This is a genomic window from Streptomyces sp. RB17, assembly GCF_009604455.1.
Lineage (GTDB): Bacteria > Actinomycetota > Actinomycetes > Streptomycetales > Streptomycetaceae > Streptomyces.
This window is the reverse complement of sequence record NZ_WEGL01000009.1, coordinates 485,211-504,198: the sequence shown is the minus strand read 5'-3', so window position 1 is coordinate 504,198 and position 18,988 is coordinate 485,211. Positions and strand designations below refer to the sequence as shown.

The following is an 18,988-nucleotide window of genomic DNA, read 5'->3' as shown; positions in this document are numbered from 1 at the left end:
CCGCGCCGCTCAGATGTAGCGGCCCTCGAACCAGGCGCGTACGGCCACGGTGTGCAGTGGGAAGGCGAGTTCCTCGGGCCGGCGCAGCAGCTGCCAGCCCTCGGTCTCGTCCGTGGGGTCGGCGGGCGGGAGCCCTTCCACCGGGCGCTCAGGGAGGAGTCCGAACAGCAGCAGATGGCCGTCCGGCGAGCTCATGGCGTCCACGAGCCGCACGTCCCGGGCGGCCGCGTCGATGCCGGTCTCCTCCTTGAGCTCGCGCACGACGGCCTGCTTCCAGTCCTCCCGGTCGTCGATGTAGCCGCCGGGCAGCGCCGTGCCCCCGCGCGCGGGGGCCACGGTCCGGGTGATGACGACCAGGGCCGTGCCCTTGGTGTCGTACACGGGCTGGAGCGCGATCGCCACCGGCAGAGGATTGCGGTAGGCGACAGTCCCGCAGGTCGGGCAGGTGCGCGGCCAGCCGGAAACGCCCTCTCCATAGGGCGCTCCGCAACTCGAACAGTGCGAGTTCGGTGCGGAGTTGTCAGTTGAGTGCTGAGTTTCGGACACGCGCGGACTGTATCCGATCAGAGGAGGGACATCTTCCGAAGGTTGCTCAGTGGCCGCTGATGAGCGACTTCGCTGACACGGGGAAGTCGAAATAGGTGTCCGGGTAGGGCTCGGGCTTGTACGTGTAGTGCCACCACTCCTCGGCGAGGTTCACGAAACCGAGGCTCTCCATGGTGTTCTTGAGCAGCAGCCGGTTGGCGCGCTGTTGGCCCTGGATGCGCGGGTCGAGGGTGTGCGCGAGGGTGTCGAAGCAGTCGAACCCGGTGCCCATGTCGACGGAGTTGTCGGGGAAGCGCTCGTCCTTGGGCGCGTAGCAGGGCACGAGCGGCTGCCCGGGGTGGTAGGGCCGGGTCGGCCTCGCGGGGAGCCTGACGATCGTGAGGTCCATGGTCGAGCCGCGGCTGTGGCCGGATTTCTCGGCGATGTAGCCGTCCGCGAACAGGCGGGTCTTGTCGACGTTCGGATAGAACTCGCCCCTCATCGACTGATCGTCGAGGTCCTCGGCCCAGCGGACGAAGTGGTTCACGGCCCGCTGCGGCCGGTAGCAGTCGTACACCTTGAGGGTGTAGCCCTTGCGCAGCAGGGTGAGCTGCGCCTTGTGGAGGGCTTCGGCGGCGGGGCGGGTGAGGATGCACATCGGCTGCTCGTAGCCGTCGATGCGCTCGCCGACGAAGTTGTGCGGGGTGAAGTAGCGGATCTCCTGGATGATCGTCGGGTCCACGGTTCTCAGGGCCACGAAGTCCTTCGGCGCCTTGGGCTCGGTCTTCGCCTGGGCGGTGGCCGGGGTGGCGGTCACGGCCAGCAGGGCCGCCAAGGCGGTGATCAGCCCGCGTACTGCACTGGTGAGTCGTGTCATGTCTCCTGCACTGCCCAATTCCGGATGCCCGTGACACACTTCTGACGTCCCGTCAGATATCGCGGCAGGGAGGGCCATGTCTCACATACGCACGCCCGTGGTCGACGGATGGTTCACCGGCGCAGGAGACGACTTCAGGCTCCTCGGCACCCGTTGCGGGGCATGTGCCTCGGTGTTCTTCCCGCGGGAAGACACCCACTGCCGAAATCCCGGGTGTGCCGGCGGAGATCTCGAGGAGGTGCCGCTGTCGCGACGAGGGCGGGTCTGGTCGTACACGGACAGCCGGTACCGACCGCCGTCACCCTATGTGAGCAATCCGGAACTTCCGTGGGAGCCGTACACGTTGATCGCAGTGGAGCTGGCGGCCGAGCGGATCGTGGTGCTGGGACAGGCGGCTCCCGGGATCACCGTCGCCGACCTGACGGTGGGCATGGAGGTGGAGGTCGTCCCCGGAGTGCTCCACGAGGACGCGGAGACGACCTGGACGACCTGGCACTGGCGGCCGACGGGGGTGAGGGCATGACGACGGACGTGGCGGTGCTCGGCGCGGGCATGCACCCATGGGGCAAGTGGGGCCGCTCCTTCGTGGAGTACGGCACGGCGGCGGCCCGCGCGGCGCTCGCGGACGCCGGTGTCGAGTGGGGCGAGGTCGGCTCGGTCGTGGGCGCCGACACGGTGCGGGGCGGATATCCCGGGTATGTGGCGGGAGCGACCTTCGCGAAGGCCCTGGGCTGGCAGGGGGCCAGGGTCGCCAGTGTGTACGCGGCGTGCGCCTCCGGGGCGCAGGCGATCGCCACGGCCCGGGCGCAGATACTCGCCGGGCTCGCGGACGTCGTCCTCGTGGTGGGGGCGGACGCGGCGCCCAAGGGGTTCTTCCGGCCGCCTGGCGGCGAGCGGCCGGAGGATCCGGACTGGCTGCGCTTCCGGGTCCTGGGAGCGACCAACCCGACGTACTTCGGGCTGTACGCGCGACGGCGGATCGCGGTGCACGGGGACACCCCGGAGGACTTCGCCCTGGTCAAGGTGAAGAACGCCGCCATGGGCGCGCTCAACCCGTACGCCCGCTACCGCAAGCGGGTCACCGCCGAGGAGGTCGCCGCGTCCGCGGTCGTCGCCGATCCGCTGCGGCTGCTCGACATCTGCGCCACCTCCGACGGCGGGGCGGCCCTGGTGCTCTCCAGCATGGAGTTCGCGCACCGGCACGGGGTGTCCCGGCCGGTGCGGATCCGGGCGGTGTCAACGGTGACCCCGCGCTTCCCGAACACGGTGCTGGACCTGCCGGACATCGCCACGGACTCCGCCGTGGCGGTGAGCGCCCCCGACGAGACCTACCGGACCTCCATCGCCCGGGCCGCCTACGAAGAGGCCGGCGTCGGGCCCGACGACCTTTCCCTGGCCGAGGTCTACGACCTGTCCACCGCGCTGGAGCTGCAGTGGTACGAGGACCTGGGACTGTGCGGCGAGGGCCAGGCCGCGAAGCTCCTGCGGGAGGGCGCGACGGCCCCGGGCGGCCGCATACCCGTCAACGCCAGTGGCGGCCTGGCCTCGTTCGGGGAGGCGGTGCCGGCCCAGGCCATCGCCCAGGTCTGCGAGCTCACCTGGCAGTTGAGAGGCACGGCGGGCGACCGGCAGATCGCCGGGGCCCGCGTGGGGATCTCCGCCAACCAGGGGCTCTTCGGGCACGGATCGTCGGTGGTCGCGGTGAGCTGACGGCGTGGGCGGTCACGTGCGGGCGACGACTCCGGGCATAGAGGGCGTGTGACACCAGAGACCACAGAGGTCTGCCACTCTGTGTGATCACCCGGGAATGCTGCGTGAACGTCTCATGAACTGCGCCTGGGCGCACGCGGGCAGCGCCATCATGCTCCCGTGCACTCCTGGACGGACACTCTCCGCTTCGCCTTCCAGCCAGTGGTCAACCTGAGGACGGGCGCGGTCACCGCACTGGAGACACTCGCCCGCCCGGAGACCGGTGACATCCTGGCCGAGGCCCGCCGAGACCCCGAACTCGACGGAAGACTCACGGTGTTGGCGCTCCGCGCCGCGACGCACAAGGAAGCCCTGCTGCCGCTGCACCTGAACGTGTTCGCGGCCACCCTCGCCGACCTCGGCGGCCTCGCCCCGCTGCACGACGCCGTGCGCGCGGCCGGGCGCCTGCCCTGGGAGGTGACGCTGGACGTGGTCCCGCCCTACACGCACGTGCCGCAACGGGCCCTGCTGGAGGCGGTGGCCGTGCTGCGCGAGCAGGGCTTCCGGATCAGCGCGGACGGCATCGGGGACGGCGACATCCCGCTCCGGCTGCTCACCGACCTCTCCCCCGACCTGGTCAAACTCGACGCCTCGCTGCTGTCCCGGCCGGCCGCGGTGCGGGCGATGCGGACGCTGTGCGAGGAGCTGGGTGCCCTGGTCGCGGTGGAGGGCGTGGAGACCGAGCTGCAGTGCGCGGCGGCGATGTCGGCCGGGGCGCAGCTGGCCCAGGGCGAGCTGTTCGCGCCGCCGGCCCGGATCCCCGCCGCGGACGTATACGTTCCGCCCCGCTCCCCCGGCACCGTCGGTGTGCCCCGGTCCGGGCCGTCGGTGCGGGAGTTCGTGCGCCCGGCCGCCGTACTGCCGGTGACCGCCTCGGCGGGGCAGGTGCGGGCGCTGCTGACCGGCTCGCCGGACGTGTCCGGTGTGCTGCTGGTGGACCAGGCCGGCCGGCCCGTGCGCTCGGTGCACCGCTCACGGTTCCTGCTGTCGATGTCCGGCCGCTACGGGCACGCCCTGTACGCCGACCGGCCGGCCTTCAAACTGGGCGACGCGCCCCGCACGGTCGGCGTCGACGCCACCGCCTGGGAGGTGCTGGACGTCGTCGCGATCGGCGGCCGGGACCGGACGTCCGACGATGTCGCCGTGGTCGACCGGCACGGCCGGTGCGTGGGCGTCGTGCGGCTCGCGGACCTGGTGCGGGCCCTGGCCGAGAGCCGGGTCGAGGAGGCCGCCGGGCTCAATCCGCTGACCCGGCTGCCCGGTTCGGACGCGATCACCAGCGAGGTGGACCGGTGGATCGCGGACGGCCGGTCGTTCGCGCTCAGCTGGCTGGACATCGACCACTTCAAGCAGGTCAACGACGGTGCCGGGTTCGCCACGGGTGACGAGCTGATCCGGTCGGTGGGGCGCGCGCTGCAGCAGGCGGTCTCGGGGCACGCGCGCGTGGGGCACATCGGCGGGGACGACTTCCTGGTGCTGGCCGAGGAGGAGGCGCTCGACCCGCTGGTGACGGCCGTGCTCGACGCGCCCTGGTCGGTGGGCGACCGGATCGTCACGCTGTCCCTCGCGACCGTGGTGTGCGCGCCGGGCAGCGTGGGCGACCACCGCCAGGCAGCCGCCCAGCTCGCGCCGCTGAAGCAGGCGGCCAAGGCGCTGCACGGCGCGAGCTGGGTGCTCGGGCGGGCCGGGCTGTCCGGTCACGAGGTCCGGCGCGGCTCGGGCACGACGCCGGCACAGGCCGGGTACGCGACCGCCGAGCCAGGATGGTGAACAACCTTCCGGAATACGCCGATTGAGGCACGGCAGCGGTGACCTGGGCGGCGAGCGAGTCGCCGGCACCGTCGCCGCCGGGCCGCGGGGCGAGTACCCGTCACCGTCGCCGTCGGCAACCTTGACGCCCCCGGGGCGCCGGTGAACACTTCCCGGTGTCAGCCGACATCGCCGTACATTCTCGGCGCTATCAGGCGCACTGCGCCACGGGTCTGTCCTGCTCACGGCCCGTCCCTCCGCGGCGGTACGGCTGCGACGGCACGCTCGTCACGGACACCGGGCGAGGCGCGGGGCTGCCTGCCCGCGGCTGAAGACGCCAACGGAACGTTCCTGCACGGAGGCCCGGGGCCGACGGCCCCCAATCGGCGCCAAGGGAGCCGCCATGAGCAACGGAGACATCTTCGTCGGCGAAGTGATCGGCACCGCGATCCTGATCCTCTTCGGTGCCGGTGTCTGCGCCGCCGTCACGCTCAGATACTCCAAGGCGCGGGCCTCGGGCTGGGTCGTGATCGCGTTCGGCTGGGGCTTCGGCGTCCTCGCGGGCGCGTACACCGCCGCTCCCCTCTCCGGCGGCCAGCTCAATCCCGCGGTCACCATCGGCATCGCCGTCGACACCGGCAAGTGGGGCAAGGTCTGGGTGTATCTGCTGGGCCAACTCGTCGGCGCGATGCTCGGGGCCGTACTGGCCTATCTGGTCTACCTCGCCCAGTTCCAGGCCAACATCCGCAAGGAGGGCACGACGGAGGACACGGCCGACGAACCGGTGCCGACGCTCGGCATCTTCTCGACCATCCCGGAGATCCGGAACCCGGTCGCCAACCTCATCACCGAGATCATCGCGACCATCGCGCTCGTGCTGCCGATCCTCGCCTTCGGGCTGACGAAGGGACTCGGCGAGTCCGGCACCACCGTGCTGATCGTCTCCCTGCTCGTCGTCGGCATCGGGCTCTCCCTCGGCGGCCCCACCGGCTATGCCATCAACCCGGCCCGCGACCTCGGGCCGCGGATCGTGCACACCTTCCTGCCGATCCCCAACAAGGGCACCTCCGACTGGGGTTACGCCTGGATCCCGGTCGTCGGGCCCCTGATCGGCGGGGCACTCGCCGGCGCCATCTACAACGCGGCGTTCTGATCGCCCGTACGTCATTTCGCGAGCCGTACGCCACGTTCCGTACATCCAGCGACCCAGGGGACTGCCATGACGGACACCGCCGACACCTATGTCGCCGCCATCGACCAGGGCACCACGTCAAGCCGCTGCATCGTCTTCGACCACGGCGGGGCCATCGTCGCCGTCGACCAGCGCGAGCACCGCCAGATCTTCCCGAAGCCGGGCTGGGTGGAGCACGACGCGACCGAGATCTGGTCCAAGGTGCAGGCCGTGGTGGCCGGGGCGCTCGCCAAGGCCGGGCTGCGCGCCGACCAGTTGAGCGCGCTCGGCATCACCAACCAGCGGGAGACGACCGTCCTGTGGGACCGCGCCACGGGCAAGCCGGTGCACAACGCGATCGTCTGGCAGGACACCCGTACCGCCGCCCTGTGCAACGAACTGGGCGGAACGGACGGCCAGGACCGCTTCCGTGAGCAGACCGGGCTGCCGCTGGCCAGCTACTTCTCCGGGCCCAAGGCGGCCTGGCTGCTGGACCATGTGCCCGGACTGAGGGAGCGGGCCGAACGCGGCGAGATCGCCTTCGGGACCATCGACTCCTGGCTGATCTGGAACCTCACCGGGGGCACCGAGGGCGGCCGGCACGTCACCGACGTCACGAACGCCGGCCGCACCATGCTGATGAACCTTCAGACACTGCAGTGGGATCCCGCCATCCTCTCCGCCATGAACCTGCCCGAGGCGGTGCTGCCCGAGATCAGGTCCTCCGCAGAGGTGTACGGCACCGCGGTCGGGCAGCTCGCCGGGGTGCCCGTGGCCTCCGCGCTGGGCGACCAGCAGGCAGCCGTCTTCGGGCAGGCCTGCTACGACGTGGGCACCGCCAAGAACACCTACGGCACCGGCAGCTTCCTGCTGCTGAACACCGGCAACCGGCCGGTGCCGTCCAAGAGCGGGCTGCTCACGACGATGGGCTACAAGATCGGCGGCGAGGCGCCGGTGTACTGCCTCGAGGGGTCCATCGCGATAACGGGCGCGCTGGTCCAGTGGTTCCGCGACCAGCTCGGGATCATCAGCAGCGCCGACGAGATCGAGACGCTGGCGGCGAGCGTCGAGGACAACGGCGGCGCCTACATCGTGCCCGCGTTCTCGGGCCTGTTCGCGCCGTACTGGCGCTCCGACGCGCGGGGTGTCGTCACCGGCCTCACCCGGTACGTCACCAAGGCCCATCTCGCGCGCGCGGTGCTGGAGGCGACGAGCTGGCAGACCCGGGAGGTCGTGGACGCCATGTACCAGGACTCCGGGGTGCGGATCACCACCCTGAAGGTCGACGGCGGCATGACGAAGAACAACCTGCTCATGCAGCACCAGGCGGACGTCCTCGGGGTCCCGGTGATCCGGCCACGGGTGTCGGAGACGACCTGCCTGGGCGCCGCCTACGCGGCCGGCCTGGCGACGGGCGTGTGGAACGACCTGGACGAGCTGAAGTCGCACTGGCGGCAGGACGCACAGTGGACTCCGGCGATGGAGCCGTCGGTACGCGACCGCCAGTACCGCAACTGGCGCAAGGCCGTGGAGAAGAGCTTCGGCTGGCTGGAGGAGCAGGACGGCGCGTAAGGACGCGCGGCACGCGCGCGTGAAGGTTCTTCACTCGGCACGCGCGCGTGAAAGCTCCTCATGCGGCACACGCGTGTGACGGCTCCGCACGGACCACGGCCCGTACCCCGGTCGGCGGGGGTACGGGCCGTGCCCGTGGGTCAGCCGAGGGTGGCCCGGCGGCGGTCGGCCGCGCGCTGGTCCATCGCGTGCCGGACGACTCCGATCAGCACCTCCTTGACCGACTCCCGCTCCCGCGCGTCGCACAGCAGGACGGGTACGCCGTCGTCCAGGTCGAGGGCCTGGCGGACCGTGTCGGCCGGGTAACGGGAGGCTTCCTCGAAGCAGTTGACGCCGACGAGGAAGGGGATGGCACGCCGCTCGAAGTAGTCGACGGCGGCGAAGCAGTCCTCGAGACGCCGTGTGTCAGCGAGGACGACGGCACCGAGCGCGCCCTCGGACAACTCGTCCCACATGAACCAGAACCGCTCCTGCCCGGGCGTGCCGAAGAGGTACAGCACGAGGTCCTCGCGCAGGGTGATACGGCCGAAGTCCATGGCCACGGTGGTGGTGTGCTTGGCCTCCACCCCGCTGGTGTCGTCGACCGGGCGACCGGCCTCGCTGAGCAGTTCCTCGGTGCGCAGCGGCCTGATCTCGCTGACCGCGCCGACGAGGGTCGTCTTGCCCACGCCGAAGCCGCCGGCCACCAGGATCTTGAGCGTGACGGGCTCGACCGGGGGCTTGCCGCGCTCAGAACGCCCGGAGATCATCGGTTTCTTCTCCTGCTCGAGGGGGTCTTGCCTGACGGGTCACAGCGCCCGGAGGCCGTTGATCACGTCGCGCAGAATGCTCTCGTCCGGCAGGTCGGCCGGTGGCACCGGGCGCGTGACATGGACGAGTTCCGCGTGCACCAGGTCGCCGATGAGCACCCGTACCACGCCGGTCGGCAGGTCGAGGCCGGCGGCGAGTTCGGCGACGGACTGCGGTGAGCGGCGGCAGAGCCCGACGATCTCCACGTGCTCGGGCGACAGCGCCGGATCCGTTTCCGGATCGCCCGCGCCGGGTTCCGTGACGACCACCGCGATCAGATCGAGCCGGTGCTGGGCCGGACTCGTGGTACGGCCGCGTGTCATGGCGTACGGACGGACGACCGGTCCGGCCTCGTCGTCGAACCAGTGGTTTCTTCCCTGACCGTCTGCGCTCATGTCATCCCACTACCCGCCTGCGGGCAGATCGGTGCGCGGAGCGGTGCCCAGATGCGTGCCGACCCGCTTGACCAGGAGCGTCATCTCGTAGGCGACCTGTCCGACATCGGAGTCGGCGTCGGAGAGGACGGCGAGGCAGCTGCCGTCCCCGGCGGCGGTGACGAAGAGGAAGGCGTCGTCCAGCTCGACCACCGTCTGCCGGACACCGCCGGCGTCGAAGTGCCGTCCCACGCCCTTGGCGAGGCTGTGGAAGCCGGATGCGACGGCGGCCAGATGCTCGCCGTCCTCGCGGGTCAGGTCCTTGGACACCCCCGTCGGGAGCCCGTCGCCGGACAGGACGACGGCCTTGCGGATACTGGCGACCCGGTCGACCAGGTCGTCCAGGAGCCAGTTCAGCTGTCCCTTGTCGGTCGCCGTGTGGCCGGTCGCCTTCGGTGCGGTCATCGACCGTCCCCCTTAGTCGTTCCTCGTGCTGTGCCGTTGTGGTCTCCGTCGCCCCCGGCGTTCTCCTCCCGGCCGCGTTGCCAGCCGCGCTGCAGCGAGGCCATCCGGCTGCGGACCTCCTCGGCGTCGCGGTCGGCGGGCTGCGCCGCGCGGTCGGCGCGCTGCGCGGTGTCCTGCTTGAGCTGGGGGGCGAGGCTGGCCTGACGGACGCGCCGGGGCAGGGGCCCGGTGACCGGCTCGTCGCCCGACGCGCCGACGGCCGGCTGTGTGGCCGGGTGACCGGGGATGTCGCCGGGACGGGGCTCCGCGTCGGCGTCTTCGACCGGTCCGGCGCCGGACCGGCCCGTGGCACCCGGGCCGCCGGCGGGCTCGGCCGGCCGGGGGCGCCGGGGCAGGGCGGGGACGTCGGGCCCGGTGCCGGTGACCTCCGCGGCGGGATCGGCTGGTGGGGTACGCCGGGGCAGCGCAGGGACGTCGGGCCCCGCGCCGGCGACTTCGGCGGCGGCTGCCTCGTGTTCCTGGACCCGGTCGGTGAGTTCGGCGGGAGCCGCGTCCCGTTCCCGGACCCGATCGGCGAGTTCGGCAGAAGCCGCATCCCGCCCCTCGACCCGGTCGGAGAGCTCGGCGGAAGCCGCATCCCGTTCCTTGACCCGGTCGGTGGGTACCGCGGGGCGGTGGGACGTGGTGGGGCGGCGGCGGGAGGGAAGCGGGGCCGGTCCGGCCGGTCCGGGGCGGCCGGGGGCGGCGGCGGGCTGCTGGTCCGGTTCGTCGCGGTGGGGGCGCTGGTCGGGGACGGGCCTGCCGTGCGAGCTGACCAGTTTGGGGGTCTGCCTGCGCGGCAGCGGTACGGGTCCGCGGTCGTCGGCCTCTTCGTGTGACGCACGGTCGGCGGACGGCGACGGTGCCTGCTCGTCGGCGCGGGTGCGGGAGCGGCGGGGCCGGAACAGTCCGCCGCGCTCGCTGTCCTCGTCCAGGACGCCGGGGAAGGCGTCGATGGCGTCGAGATCCACCGGCGCCTCCAGTTCGACCGGGCCGTCCAGCAGTGAGGTCGGCACACCGGGCAGCTGCGCCGGCGCCGCGGACCGTCCGGCGCCACGGCCCGCCGGCCCGATCCCCCTCACGGGGCGGTCCCGGTCGAGGCGGAAACCGAGGCCGTTGGTGTCGGGTACCTCGTCGCTCAGCAGCGCGTCGGGGATGAAGACGACCGCGGTGGTGCCGCCGTAGGGCGACGGCTGGAGGGAGACCCGGACGTTCTGGCGCTGGGCGAGGCGGCTGACCACGAACAGGCCGAGCCGGTCGGTGTCGGACAGTTCGAACTCGGGGGTCTCGGCGAGGCGCAGGTTGGCGTCCAGCAGCGCCTCGGCCGTCATACCGAGACCCCGGTCGTGGATCTCCAGCGTGAAGCCGTTGGCCACCCGTTCGCCGACGACCTGGACGGCGGTGTGCGGGGGCGAGAACACCGTGGCGTTCTCCAGCAGTTCGGCCGCGAGGTGGGTGAGATCGGCGACGGCCGGGCCGGTGACGGCGACGCGGGGCAGCCGCCGTACCTCGATGCGTTCGTAGTCCTCGACCTCGGCGACGGCGGCGCGTACGACGTCCATCAGCTGCACCGGGCGGCGCCACTGCCGGGAGGGCGCGGCGCCGGAGAGGATCACCAGGCCCTCGGCGTGCCGGCGCATCCGGGTGGTGAGGTGGTCCAGGCGGAAGAGGTCGGCGAGTTCGTCGGTGTCCTCGGTCCGGCGTTCCATGGTGTCGAGGAGCGTGAGCTGCTTGTGCAGCAGCACCTGGCTGCGGCGGGCGAGGTTGACGAAGACCTCGGAGACTCCGGAGCGCAGTTCGGCCTGTTTGACGGCGGCCTCGACGGCGGCCCGCTGGAGGGTGTTGAGGGCCTGGCCGACCTCGCCCATCTCGTTCTTGTCGTACTCGAGGCGCGGCACCTCGGTCTCGACGTCGACCTGCTCGCCCGCGGACAGCCGGCGCATCACGCTGGGCAGCCGGACGCCGGAGGCCTCGTGCGCCTCCAGCCGCAGCTGGCGCAGGTCGCGGATGAGGCCGCGGCCGATCCGGACCGACAGGACGACGGAGAGCACGAGCGCGACCAGACCGAGGAGGCCCGCGACGGCCGCCTGCAGGATGACGCCCATGGCCACCGGGTGGGTACGGCCCTGGAGGCGGTCGCCGACCTGGTCGTCGAGGGTGCCGAGTTCGGTCAGGACGTTCGCGGCCGCGGAGTCCCAGCCCTGTGCGGTGACTCCGCGTGGCGTGCCGGAGTCCGTGTCGATGACAGTCTGTTCGGCCGTGCGCAGCGGGGCCGTGGTGGCGTTCTTCCAGAAGCGCTCGTAGCGTTCGCGCTCGGCGGCCGGCAGCAGCGGCAGGCTGACGTCGTACAGGACGGTGCGCTGGGCGGCGAGGTCGGAGATGTCACGGGTCTCTTCGCGGGTGAGCCGACCCACGACGAGGGAGGAGCCGAGCAGGGCGTCCTCGCGGGAGAGCAGCTCACGGGCGCGGCTGACGTTGACCAGCGCGCGTTCCTGCGCGTCCAGGTCGACGTCGTCGATGCCTTCGAGGGCGGCGAACAGGGTGAAACAGGGGTCGACCAGGCGGTTGTAGAGGCCGTAGGCCTGGGCGCGGGTGACCGTGCCCTGCTCCACGCCGTGGCGCAGGTCTCCGAGGCCGTCGAAGGCGTCCAGGACGGCGGTGAGACGTTCGCTGTCGTCCGCGTCCATGCCGTCGACGACGTCGTGGTCGCCGGCGTTCTTGCGGATCCTGGCGATCGCCCGGTCGGTGGCGGCGCGGGTGCGCTGCAGCGCGGAGAGGGCGTCGGCGGCTCTCGGGTCGGCGAGGTAGACGAGGGTCTGGCGACGCTCCTGCTGCAGTTCGCGGACGGTGTCCTCGGCGGGATAGCCGATGTCCTGCTTGACGTCCGTCACCTGGAACAGCCGGGCGACCTCACGCCCGGTGAGTACCGTTGCGAAGCCCCAGATGGCGGTCAGGGACACCAGCGGCACGAGAAGCAGCGCCACGATCTTCCGGCGGATCGACTTCCCGCGAAAGCGCATGGCCTCCCCCAGCTCGACCCCCGGCCGGCCGGGGGTGCACATGTCCGTCATCAAACGGCGCGAGCCTACTACCGCCTCACAGTTAACTCGAAGACATGTCCGGAGGGAGAACTTCCGCTCCCGCTGCGAGAGATGCCGAGTTGTCCGGGCATTGCGGGAGATTGCCACCGCGATCCGGCAGCCGCGCCGGGCCGGAAGGCGGCGCCGTGACCGGGCGGTTGGCTGGAATTTTTCTCCGGCCGGGAATCATCGGGCGCGGTCGTTCGTCCTTCTCTATGGGAAATGGGGGCGGAATGGGCCACAGGTGCCGCATCCCGCACCCCGGCGGCGTAAAACAGCGCAAGCCGGGCAGCCACTGGGGGGTCGGGGTCTTGTGACACCGGGGCGAGCGGTCTGCTGGCGGTGGGGAGTGACGCGGTGATGGGGACGGTGGAGTGGCGCGAGGCGCCCGAGGAGAGCGCGGCAGGGCGCTCGGCGGCGCGGCGGAGCCCGGAGGCACCGGATCGCGACATTCGGGCGCGTGGGCGCGCCGGGGAGCCCGCAGGCGAACAGCGGCCGTACTACCGGCCGTTGTGGATCGAGGAGCCCGCCCGACGGCACCCGATGCCGGATCCGGTGCGTACGGCGGCGGTGCGGGCCCTCCTGATCATCGCGGTGACGCTCATCCAGGCCATGGTGGCGTTCCTGTGCACGCTGGCCGAGTCCTGGCTGGCCTTCCCCATGGTGATCAGCAGCGTGGTGAGCACGGTGGTGGCCACCTGGGCCGTGGTCGACGTCTGGGTGACCCGCCAGGTGTGGAACCAGCGGTACGGCGTGCTCTCCGAGCCGAGCAGCACGGCCCGGGCACTGCGCCGCGAGCGGCGCGCCCGCCGGCGTGCGGAGCGCGCGGCCCTGCGCGAGCAGGACCGTATACGCCGTCGGGGCGGCACCGGGCAGCTGTCCCACCCCTGAGTTCCCAGGACGCGCCGCTACGGCGTGTTCGGTACCGGCTTCCTGAACATGCGCGTGGCCGTGATCTCGCTGTGCACAGACTCTCCGGCCTGGGGCTGCTGGGGCAGCCCGGGCCGGAGGTGTTCCTCCACGCTGATGTACTTCAGGCCCGCCCTGAGGTCGGCGTCGTTGCGCAGGCGGATGACCAGCGGGAACTCGGCCAGGGCGGTCGTGTCGAACAGACCGGTGGTGTAGAGCAGCTGTACACCGAGGGCGTCCGACACGGCCCGCTGCAGCTCCAGCAGGTAGGTGGCGTTGGCGCGGCCGATCGGGTTGTCCAGGAACAGCGTGCCGGCGTGCCGGTGCTTGTCCCGGCCCCGGTCGTTGCTGCGCAGCGCGGCCATCGTGCAGTACAAGGCGATCGCCGCGGTGAGCAGCTGGCCGCCGGAGAAGACGTCGCCCATCTGCCCCACGGGGACGCGTTCGGCGCGCAGTACGGCGTCGGGCTTGAGGATCTCGACGGCCACGCCCTTCGGCTGCAGCGCGGCCGCGACGCCGCGCAGCAGCAGCGACATGCCGTCCCGGCGCAGGTCGGAGTTCTTCTTCACGGCCGCGCGCGTGGCGTCGTCGATGACCTCGCCGAGGCGTTCGGTGAGCGTGGCCTGGTCGGGCTCCTCGAAGCGGATGCGCAGGAACTCCTGGCCGGACCACTCGCCGAGTCCCTCGGGCAGCCGGGACAGCCGCTGGGCGGACCGCAGGGTGGTGAGAGCCGACTCCACCAGGCCCCTGAGGCGGTCCACGATCGAGTCGCGGTTTCGCTCGAGCTGGGCCAGCTCGTCGGTCAGGACGCGCAGTCGGGGTGCGAACGCGGCCGCCCACTTCTGCGCGTGCTCGGGCAGCGCGGAGGCGGGCAGTTCGCGGATCTGCTGCCGGGCGGGGGTGCGGACCTGCTCGAAGCGCGTGGAGTTGGCATGCCGGACGAGGACGTCGCTCGCCTCGCGCACGGCCGCCTCGGCGGCGGACAGGTCGGCGGCGCAGCCGCGCAGCGAGCGGCGGGCCTCTGCCGCGGAGTGCCGGGCCTCTTCCAGACTGCCCGGGTACGGCTCCGGCTCCTCCTGTTCCTCCTCGGGGGCGTGCTCGCGCAGCAGGTCGCGGAGCATCGCGGCGATCTCGTCGAAGCCGCCGGCCGCGTCCTCGGCGGCCCGGTGGGCCTCCAGCAGCTCCGCGTGGGCCTCACGGGCCTCGGCCAGCGCCTCGGTACGGGCGGCGAGCTCGCCGGTCGCGGTGCGCAGCAGCGCCTGGGCGTGCTCGGCGTCGCGGGGTTCGAGTTCCTCGGCAAGCTCGGTGTGTGCCGCGCCGTCCTCGGGGGCGTGCCGTTCGGCCTCGCCGCGCAGCCGGCCGAGGTGCTCGCTCGCGCTGGACATGCGGGTCTCCAGGAGCTGCACCAGCTCCTCCGCGCGGGCGGCGGCGGCCTGCCGGGACGGTCCGTCGGAGCCGTCGGGCGACTGAAGCAACTGCTCGGCACGGGTGCGGACCTTGTTGCTGAGCCGGTCGAGCTCGGCGCGGGCGGCGCTCTCGTCGCTCTCCGCGCGGGCCTGTTCGGCGCGCAGGTCGGCGCCGACGCCGACCTTCTCGTACACCTGGGAGGCGGCCCGGTAGGCCTCGCGGAGTGCGGGCAGGGACGCCTGGGGGGCGTTCGCGTCCTCGACCGGTACGTCGTCGGGGGCGCCGGCGATCTCGGCACGCTCGGCGCGCAGGGCACGTGCGGTGCGGCGGGCGTCGTCGGCGGCGCGCTGGGCGGCGCGGCGGTCCTCGTCGGCGGCGCGGGCGCGCTCCAGGCAGACCTGGGCGCGGGCCTCGGACTCGGTGGCCTCGTCGGCGAGTTCGCGCAGTTTGACCTGCCAGCCGGCGCGCTCGCGGAGCCGGTAGGCGAGGCCGGCGAGGGCGTCGGCCGCACGGCGGGCCTTCTGCGCGGCCTCCTGCCGCTCGTCGCGGACGTGTACTGCCTCGGCGGCGGCCTCGTCGGCCTCCGCGCGCACCGTGCGGGCCTCGGCCAGCTCGGCCTCGGCCTCCTCGGCGAACGCCCGGGTCTCTTCGGCGGTCCGGGCCAGCTCGGTGAGGCGGCCGGCGGGGCAGCCGGTGCGCCAGGAGGCGAGCCGGGCGGCCAGTTCACGGTCCTTGCCGAGCCGGGCGGCGAGGGTGCGGATCTCCTCGTCGCGCTCGGTGGCCCGGGCGCGCAGTGCCTGCCGTTCCTCGTCGGCGGCGTGCTCGTCGTGCATCGCCGGGTTCGGTGGCACGAGGAAGACGTCCGTGGCGGCGGCGCTGTCGGCGGGCGGCGGGGCGAGCAGGGCGGCGGCCGTACCGACGGCGACGGCGGAGCGGGGCAGCAGGGCGGCGTCGCCGAGCGCCTCGCGGGCACGCGCGTGCGTGTCCGGGTCGGTGATGACCACGCCGTCGACCAGTTCCGGGCGGGCGGCGAGCACGCGCGCGTGGTCGGCGGGGTCGACGGCCTGGGCGAGATAGCGCCATCCGGGCAGTGCCGGGATGCCGTGCTCGCCGAGGAACTCCACGGTGGCCAGGACGTCCGGGCCCGGCGGCAGCAGTCCACCGTCACCGAGCGCGCCGAGGATCCGGGAGTCGTCGGCGGCGGCGGTGCGCAGCTCGAAGAGGTGCCGTTCGGCGGTCGAGACGGCATCGTCGAGGAGGTCACGCAATTCATCGGCGAAGCGGTCGAGTTCCTCGGGGGTGAGGGGGCCGTCGGCGCCCGGGCGAGAGGTGCTGCTCGTGCCCGGCCCCATGGGATCCGCGGCGCCGTGGCCCCCGCCCGCGGAGCCCTCGGCCCCGTCCGTCGCGCCGACGCGCGTGCCGCCCCGGGTGCCCATCGCGTCGTCGGCGCCGGACCGGGGCCCGGGCACTCCGGGCTGTCCGGCCGCGGCCGCGCCCGGCAGGCTCAGCAGCTCCGCGAGCCGCTCCTCGGCGGCCAGGGACTCGGTGAGGCGCCGCTCGGCCTCGTAGGACCGCTCGGCCGCCGTCGCGGCGTCCGCCGCGCGGGCGGCGGTCAGTTCGGCGCGGGACTCGGCGGAGGCCGCCTCGCGCGCGTGCTCGGTGACCTTGCGGGCGGCCTCGCGGGCCGTGTCCCAGGCGGCGACGGCGGTCTTCTCGGCGTCGCTGGCCGCGAGCGCGGCGCGGGCCGGGTCGGCGTCCGGGGCGCTGTCGTCGAGCCAGCCGGCGCGGACGGCCTCGGCGGTCTCCTGCTCGACCTCGGCGAGGCGCTGGCGCAGGTGCCCGGCCTCGCTGCGGGCGCGCTGGGCCTCGGTCGCGGCGGTGGTGGAGTCGCGGTAGGCGGAATCACCCACTTCCTGGATGGCGGCGGAGCGCTCCTCCTCCTCGTTGGCGAGGGCCTCGGCGCTCTCGGCGGCCGCGTGCAGGGCCCGTACGAGGTCGACGGCGGCTTTGGCGCGCGCGGCGAGCGCGGGCGCGGCGTCCCGCTCGGCCTCCTGGATGGCGGCGGACACGCGCGCGACGCGGTCGGCGGCGGCACGGTGGCGCAGCACGGCCTCCGCGGCCTGCCAGGCGGAGTGCAGGGTGCGGGCGTCGGCCAGTTCGCGCTTCTGCGCGGCGGCGGACTTCTCAGCGGCGGCGAGCGCCAGGGAGGCGTGCCGGTAGGCGAGTTCGGCGGCGATCAGGGCGCTGCGCTCACGGGCGCCCTCGGAGTGCGTGACGGCGTAGGCGGCGGCCGTGACCCGCTGGGCGAGGTCGGCGGCCCGTACCCGCTCCTGCACGGCCCGCGCGGACAGCCGCCGGGCGAGGGTGCGGGTACGGCGCTCGGCACCGGTATGGACGTCACGCGCGCGTGAGCGGGCCTCGGCGGCCTCGACGATCCGCCCGAGCAGGTCGACGGAGCCGGCGGTGAAGTCCCGTTCGGCGATCAGTTCGGCGCGCCGGCCCAGCTTGTTGCCGAAGCCGCTGACGAGGTCGGCGAGGCCGTCGGTGTCGCGGGTGTCGGTGACGGCGCGCAGCAGCAGGTCGGTGAAGTCGGAGTCCTTCTTGACCGCGAAGAGACCGGCCGCCTCGCCCTCGTCGGCGTTCATCTCCCGCTGGTAGCGGAAGAGTTCGGGGTCGAGACCGAGGTCGCCGAGGTGCTCGATCCAGCGGTCGTGGATCTCCTCCCAGTGCACCTCCAGGTGCGGGTAGGCCTTGCCGGCCTCCGTGAGGGCGTCACGGAAGCCCTTCATGGTGCGGCGCCGGCCCTGGGCGCCCGAGGTGCCCTCGACGGGTGGCCGTACGGCGGTGGACTCGGCGACGGGCAGGTTGTCCAGGCTGAGCCCGGGGCCGGGCCGGAATGAATACCAGGCCTCGGCGAACTTGCGCGGGTCGTTGGACACCTGCCGTCCACGCCACTCGCTCACCTTGCCGACGACGACGCACTCGCCGGTCTGCACATGCTGCCACTCCAGCGCCACGTGCCCGCAGTCGTCGGCGAGCAGGAACTTGCGCAGCACGCCGGAGCTGGCGCCGCCGAGGGTGTTGCGGTGGCCCGGCAGCATCACCGAGAAGATCAGCTTGAGCAGGACGGACTTGCCGCCGCCGTTCTCCAGGAAGAGCACGCCGGCGGGCGCGGGCCGGCGCGGCGGGCCGGACGGCTCCTCCTCGAAGAACTCCGCCTGCGTGGGCGCCGGGTCGGGCACGGGCTCGCCGACACCCCGCAGGTCAAGCACGGTGTCGGCGTAGCGCGCACCGGCGGGACCGATGGAGTAGAGGCGGACCCGGGACAGCTCGTACATGGCGGACTCTCGTAAGTCTGGTGAAAGGTGCGGTGGTTCGGGAATCTTCGGAAGCGCGGCGGCCCTCAGGAGTGGAACGGCAGCCCGGCGTCGGCCACGAGCTCCAGGTTCTCGGTGTCCTCGGCGGCCAGCAGGCTGGCCGTGCCGTCGGTCACCGGTACGACGCCCAGCTCGAGCAGTTCGGCCATGGCGGCGCTGCCGGCCAGGTCGCGGACCTGGAGCTGGTAGCGGGCCGTGGTGCGGTACGTGCCGCCGTTGTCGTCGCCGGTGCGCTGCAGGAAGCCCGAGTCGGTGAGGAACGTGAGGGCCTTGGCGACGATGCCGGTGGTGGAGGCGGCCGGGCGGCGGGCGTCCTTGGTGGCTCCGGTGGCGCTGCGTCTGGCCCAGATCCGCCAGGCGGCCTCGAGGCCGGGCGCGTCGGTCGCCGGGTCGGTGTTCTCGCCCAGCTCCTCGGCCCGCTCCTCCAGGCGCCGGCAGGCCTGCCGTACGAAGGCGTCGACGCCGTTGACGCTGACGCGGCCGATGTAGCTGTCGTCGGCCAGGTCCTCCGGGCGCGGGAAGGCCAGTGCGGCGACGGCGAGATGGGCGAGGCCGTGCAGGAAGCGGTCGCCGGAGTCGGCGGCGGTGCGACGCGCGTAGTCGCCCATGCGGACGGCGAACACCGAGTCCTCGGCGGCGGTCACGGCCATTCCCGCGCGCGGGGACACTTCCAGCACGACGAGGCCCAGGCCGGCGGCGACGGCGTCGGCCAGCCGCGCGAACGCCGGGTCGTCGCGGTAGCGGCGCAGCAGTTCCGTGTACTCCTGGTCCCGCGCGGGCTGCAGCTTGGGCTGCAGCCCGAAGGCGACGAGCCGCGCCGCGTCGGCGGCGTCGGCGGGGGTGACGGCGGCGGGCGCCGACGGTGCCGACGACTCCGCCTCACTCCACTCGACGTGCTCGCTCAC

General features: G+C 73.0%; 14 protein-coding genes. 6 read left to right on the top strand and 8 right to left on the bottom strand.

What is annotated here, in order from left to right:
- Positions 1-9: 9 nt before the first annotated feature.
- Entirely contained in the window at positions 10-546 is a 537-nt protein-coding gene (locus tag SRB17_RS36160; RefSeq protein WP_323376852.1) for an NUDIX domain-containing protein, read from the bottom strand.
- A 46-nt stretch (positions 547-592) separates the two neighbouring features.
- Positions 593-1,402, bottom strand: a complete 810-nt coding sequence (locus SRB17_RS36155) for a M15 family metallopeptidase (RefSeq protein WP_153544842.1) — start codon at positions 1,400-1,402, stop codon at positions 593-595.
- 97 nt (positions 1,403-1,499) lie between these two features.
- Between SRB17_RS36155 and SRB17_RS36150 the strand changes: the two genes are divergently transcribed.
- The 5 genes from SRB17_RS36150 to glpK all read left to right on the top strand — a co-directional run bounded on the left by SRB17_RS36150 (position 1,500) and on the right by glpK (position 7,643).
- The gene (locus tag SRB17_RS36150) at positions 1,500-1,925 is read left to right on the top strand and encodes a Zn-ribbon domain-containing OB-fold protein (RefSeq protein ID WP_323376865.1); all 426 of its coding nucleotides are present in this window, start codon (positions 1,500-1,502) and stop codon (positions 1,923-1,925) included.
- A complete protein-coding gene (locus SRB17_RS36145) occupies positions 1,922-3,112 on the top strand; it encodes a lipid-transfer protein (protein ID WP_153544838.1) in 1,191 nt (396 codons plus the stop codon). The genes SRB17_RS36150 and SRB17_RS36145 overlap by 4 nt, the downstream gene beginning before the upstream one ends.
- 159 nt (positions 3,113-3,271) lie before the next feature.
- Positions 3,272-4,921 (top strand): GGDEF domain-containing protein, encoded by a 1,650-nt coding sequence (locus tag SRB17_RS36140; RefSeq protein ID WP_323376850.1) that lies wholly within the window; start codon positions 3,272-3,274, stop codon positions 4,919-4,921.
- 382 nt (positions 4,922-5,303) lie between these two features.
- Positions 5,304-6,053, top strand: coding sequence for an MIP/aquaporin family protein (locus SRB17_RS36135; protein ID WP_153544834.1), 750 nt, complete (start codon positions 5,304-5,306; stop codon positions 6,051-6,053).
- Between the two features lie 66 nt (positions 6,054-6,119).
- A complete protein-coding gene (gene glpK, locus SRB17_RS36130) occupies positions 6,120-7,643 on the top strand; it encodes a glycerol kinase GlpK (RefSeq protein ID WP_153544831.1) in 1,524 nt (507 codons plus the stop codon).
- Between the two features lie 140 nt (positions 7,644-7,783).
- On the opposite strand, the gene SRB17_RS36125 is transcribed toward glpK, so the two are convergent.
- The 4 genes from SRB17_RS36125 to SRB17_RS36110 are packed head-to-tail and all read right to left on the bottom strand — an operon-like array spanning position 7,784 to position 12,330.
- Positions 7,784-8,392, bottom strand: a complete 609-nt coding sequence (locus SRB17_RS36125) for a GTP-binding protein (protein WP_153544829.1) — start codon at positions 8,390-8,392, stop codon at positions 7,784-7,786.
- Between the two features lie 39 nt (positions 8,393-8,431).
- Complete coding sequence (locus SRB17_RS36120; RefSeq protein WP_153544827.1) at positions 8,432-8,827, bottom strand: DUF742 domain-containing protein; 396 nt, start codon at positions 8,825-8,827, stop codon at positions 8,432-8,434.
- Between the two features lie 9 nt (positions 8,828-8,836).
- Positions 8,837-9,271, bottom strand: a complete 435-nt coding sequence (locus SRB17_RS36115; protein WP_153544825.1) for a roadblock/LC7 domain-containing protein — start codon at positions 9,269-9,271, stop codon at positions 8,837-8,839.
- Complete coding sequence (locus SRB17_RS36110) at positions 9,268-12,330, bottom strand: nitrate- and nitrite sensing domain-containing protein (RefSeq protein ID WP_153545048.1); 3,063 nt, start codon at positions 12,328-12,330, stop codon at positions 9,268-9,270. The genes SRB17_RS36115 and SRB17_RS36110 overlap by 4 nt, the downstream gene beginning before the upstream one ends.
- Positions 12,331-12,750: 420 nt before the next feature.
- Here SRB17_RS36110 and SRB17_RS36105 point away from each other — a divergent pair, with 420 nt between their 5' ends.
- Positions 12,751-13,281: a hypothetical protein gene (locus SRB17_RS36105; RefSeq protein WP_153544823.1), complete on the top strand. Its 531-nt coding sequence runs from the start codon at positions 12,751-12,753 to the stop codon at positions 13,279-13,281.
- Between the two features lie 17 nt (positions 13,282-13,298).
- On the opposite strand, the gene SRB17_RS36100 is transcribed toward SRB17_RS36105, so the two are convergent.
- Complete coding sequence (locus tag SRB17_RS36100; protein WP_153544821.1) at positions 13,299-18,044, bottom strand: hypothetical protein; 4,746 nt, start codon at positions 18,042-18,044, stop codon at positions 13,299-13,301.
- Positions 18,045-18,109: 65 nt separating this feature from the next.
- Complete coding sequence (locus SRB17_RS36095) at positions 18,110-18,988, bottom strand: hypothetical protein (RefSeq protein ID WP_323376849.1); 879 nt, start codon at positions 18,986-18,988, stop codon at positions 18,110-18,112.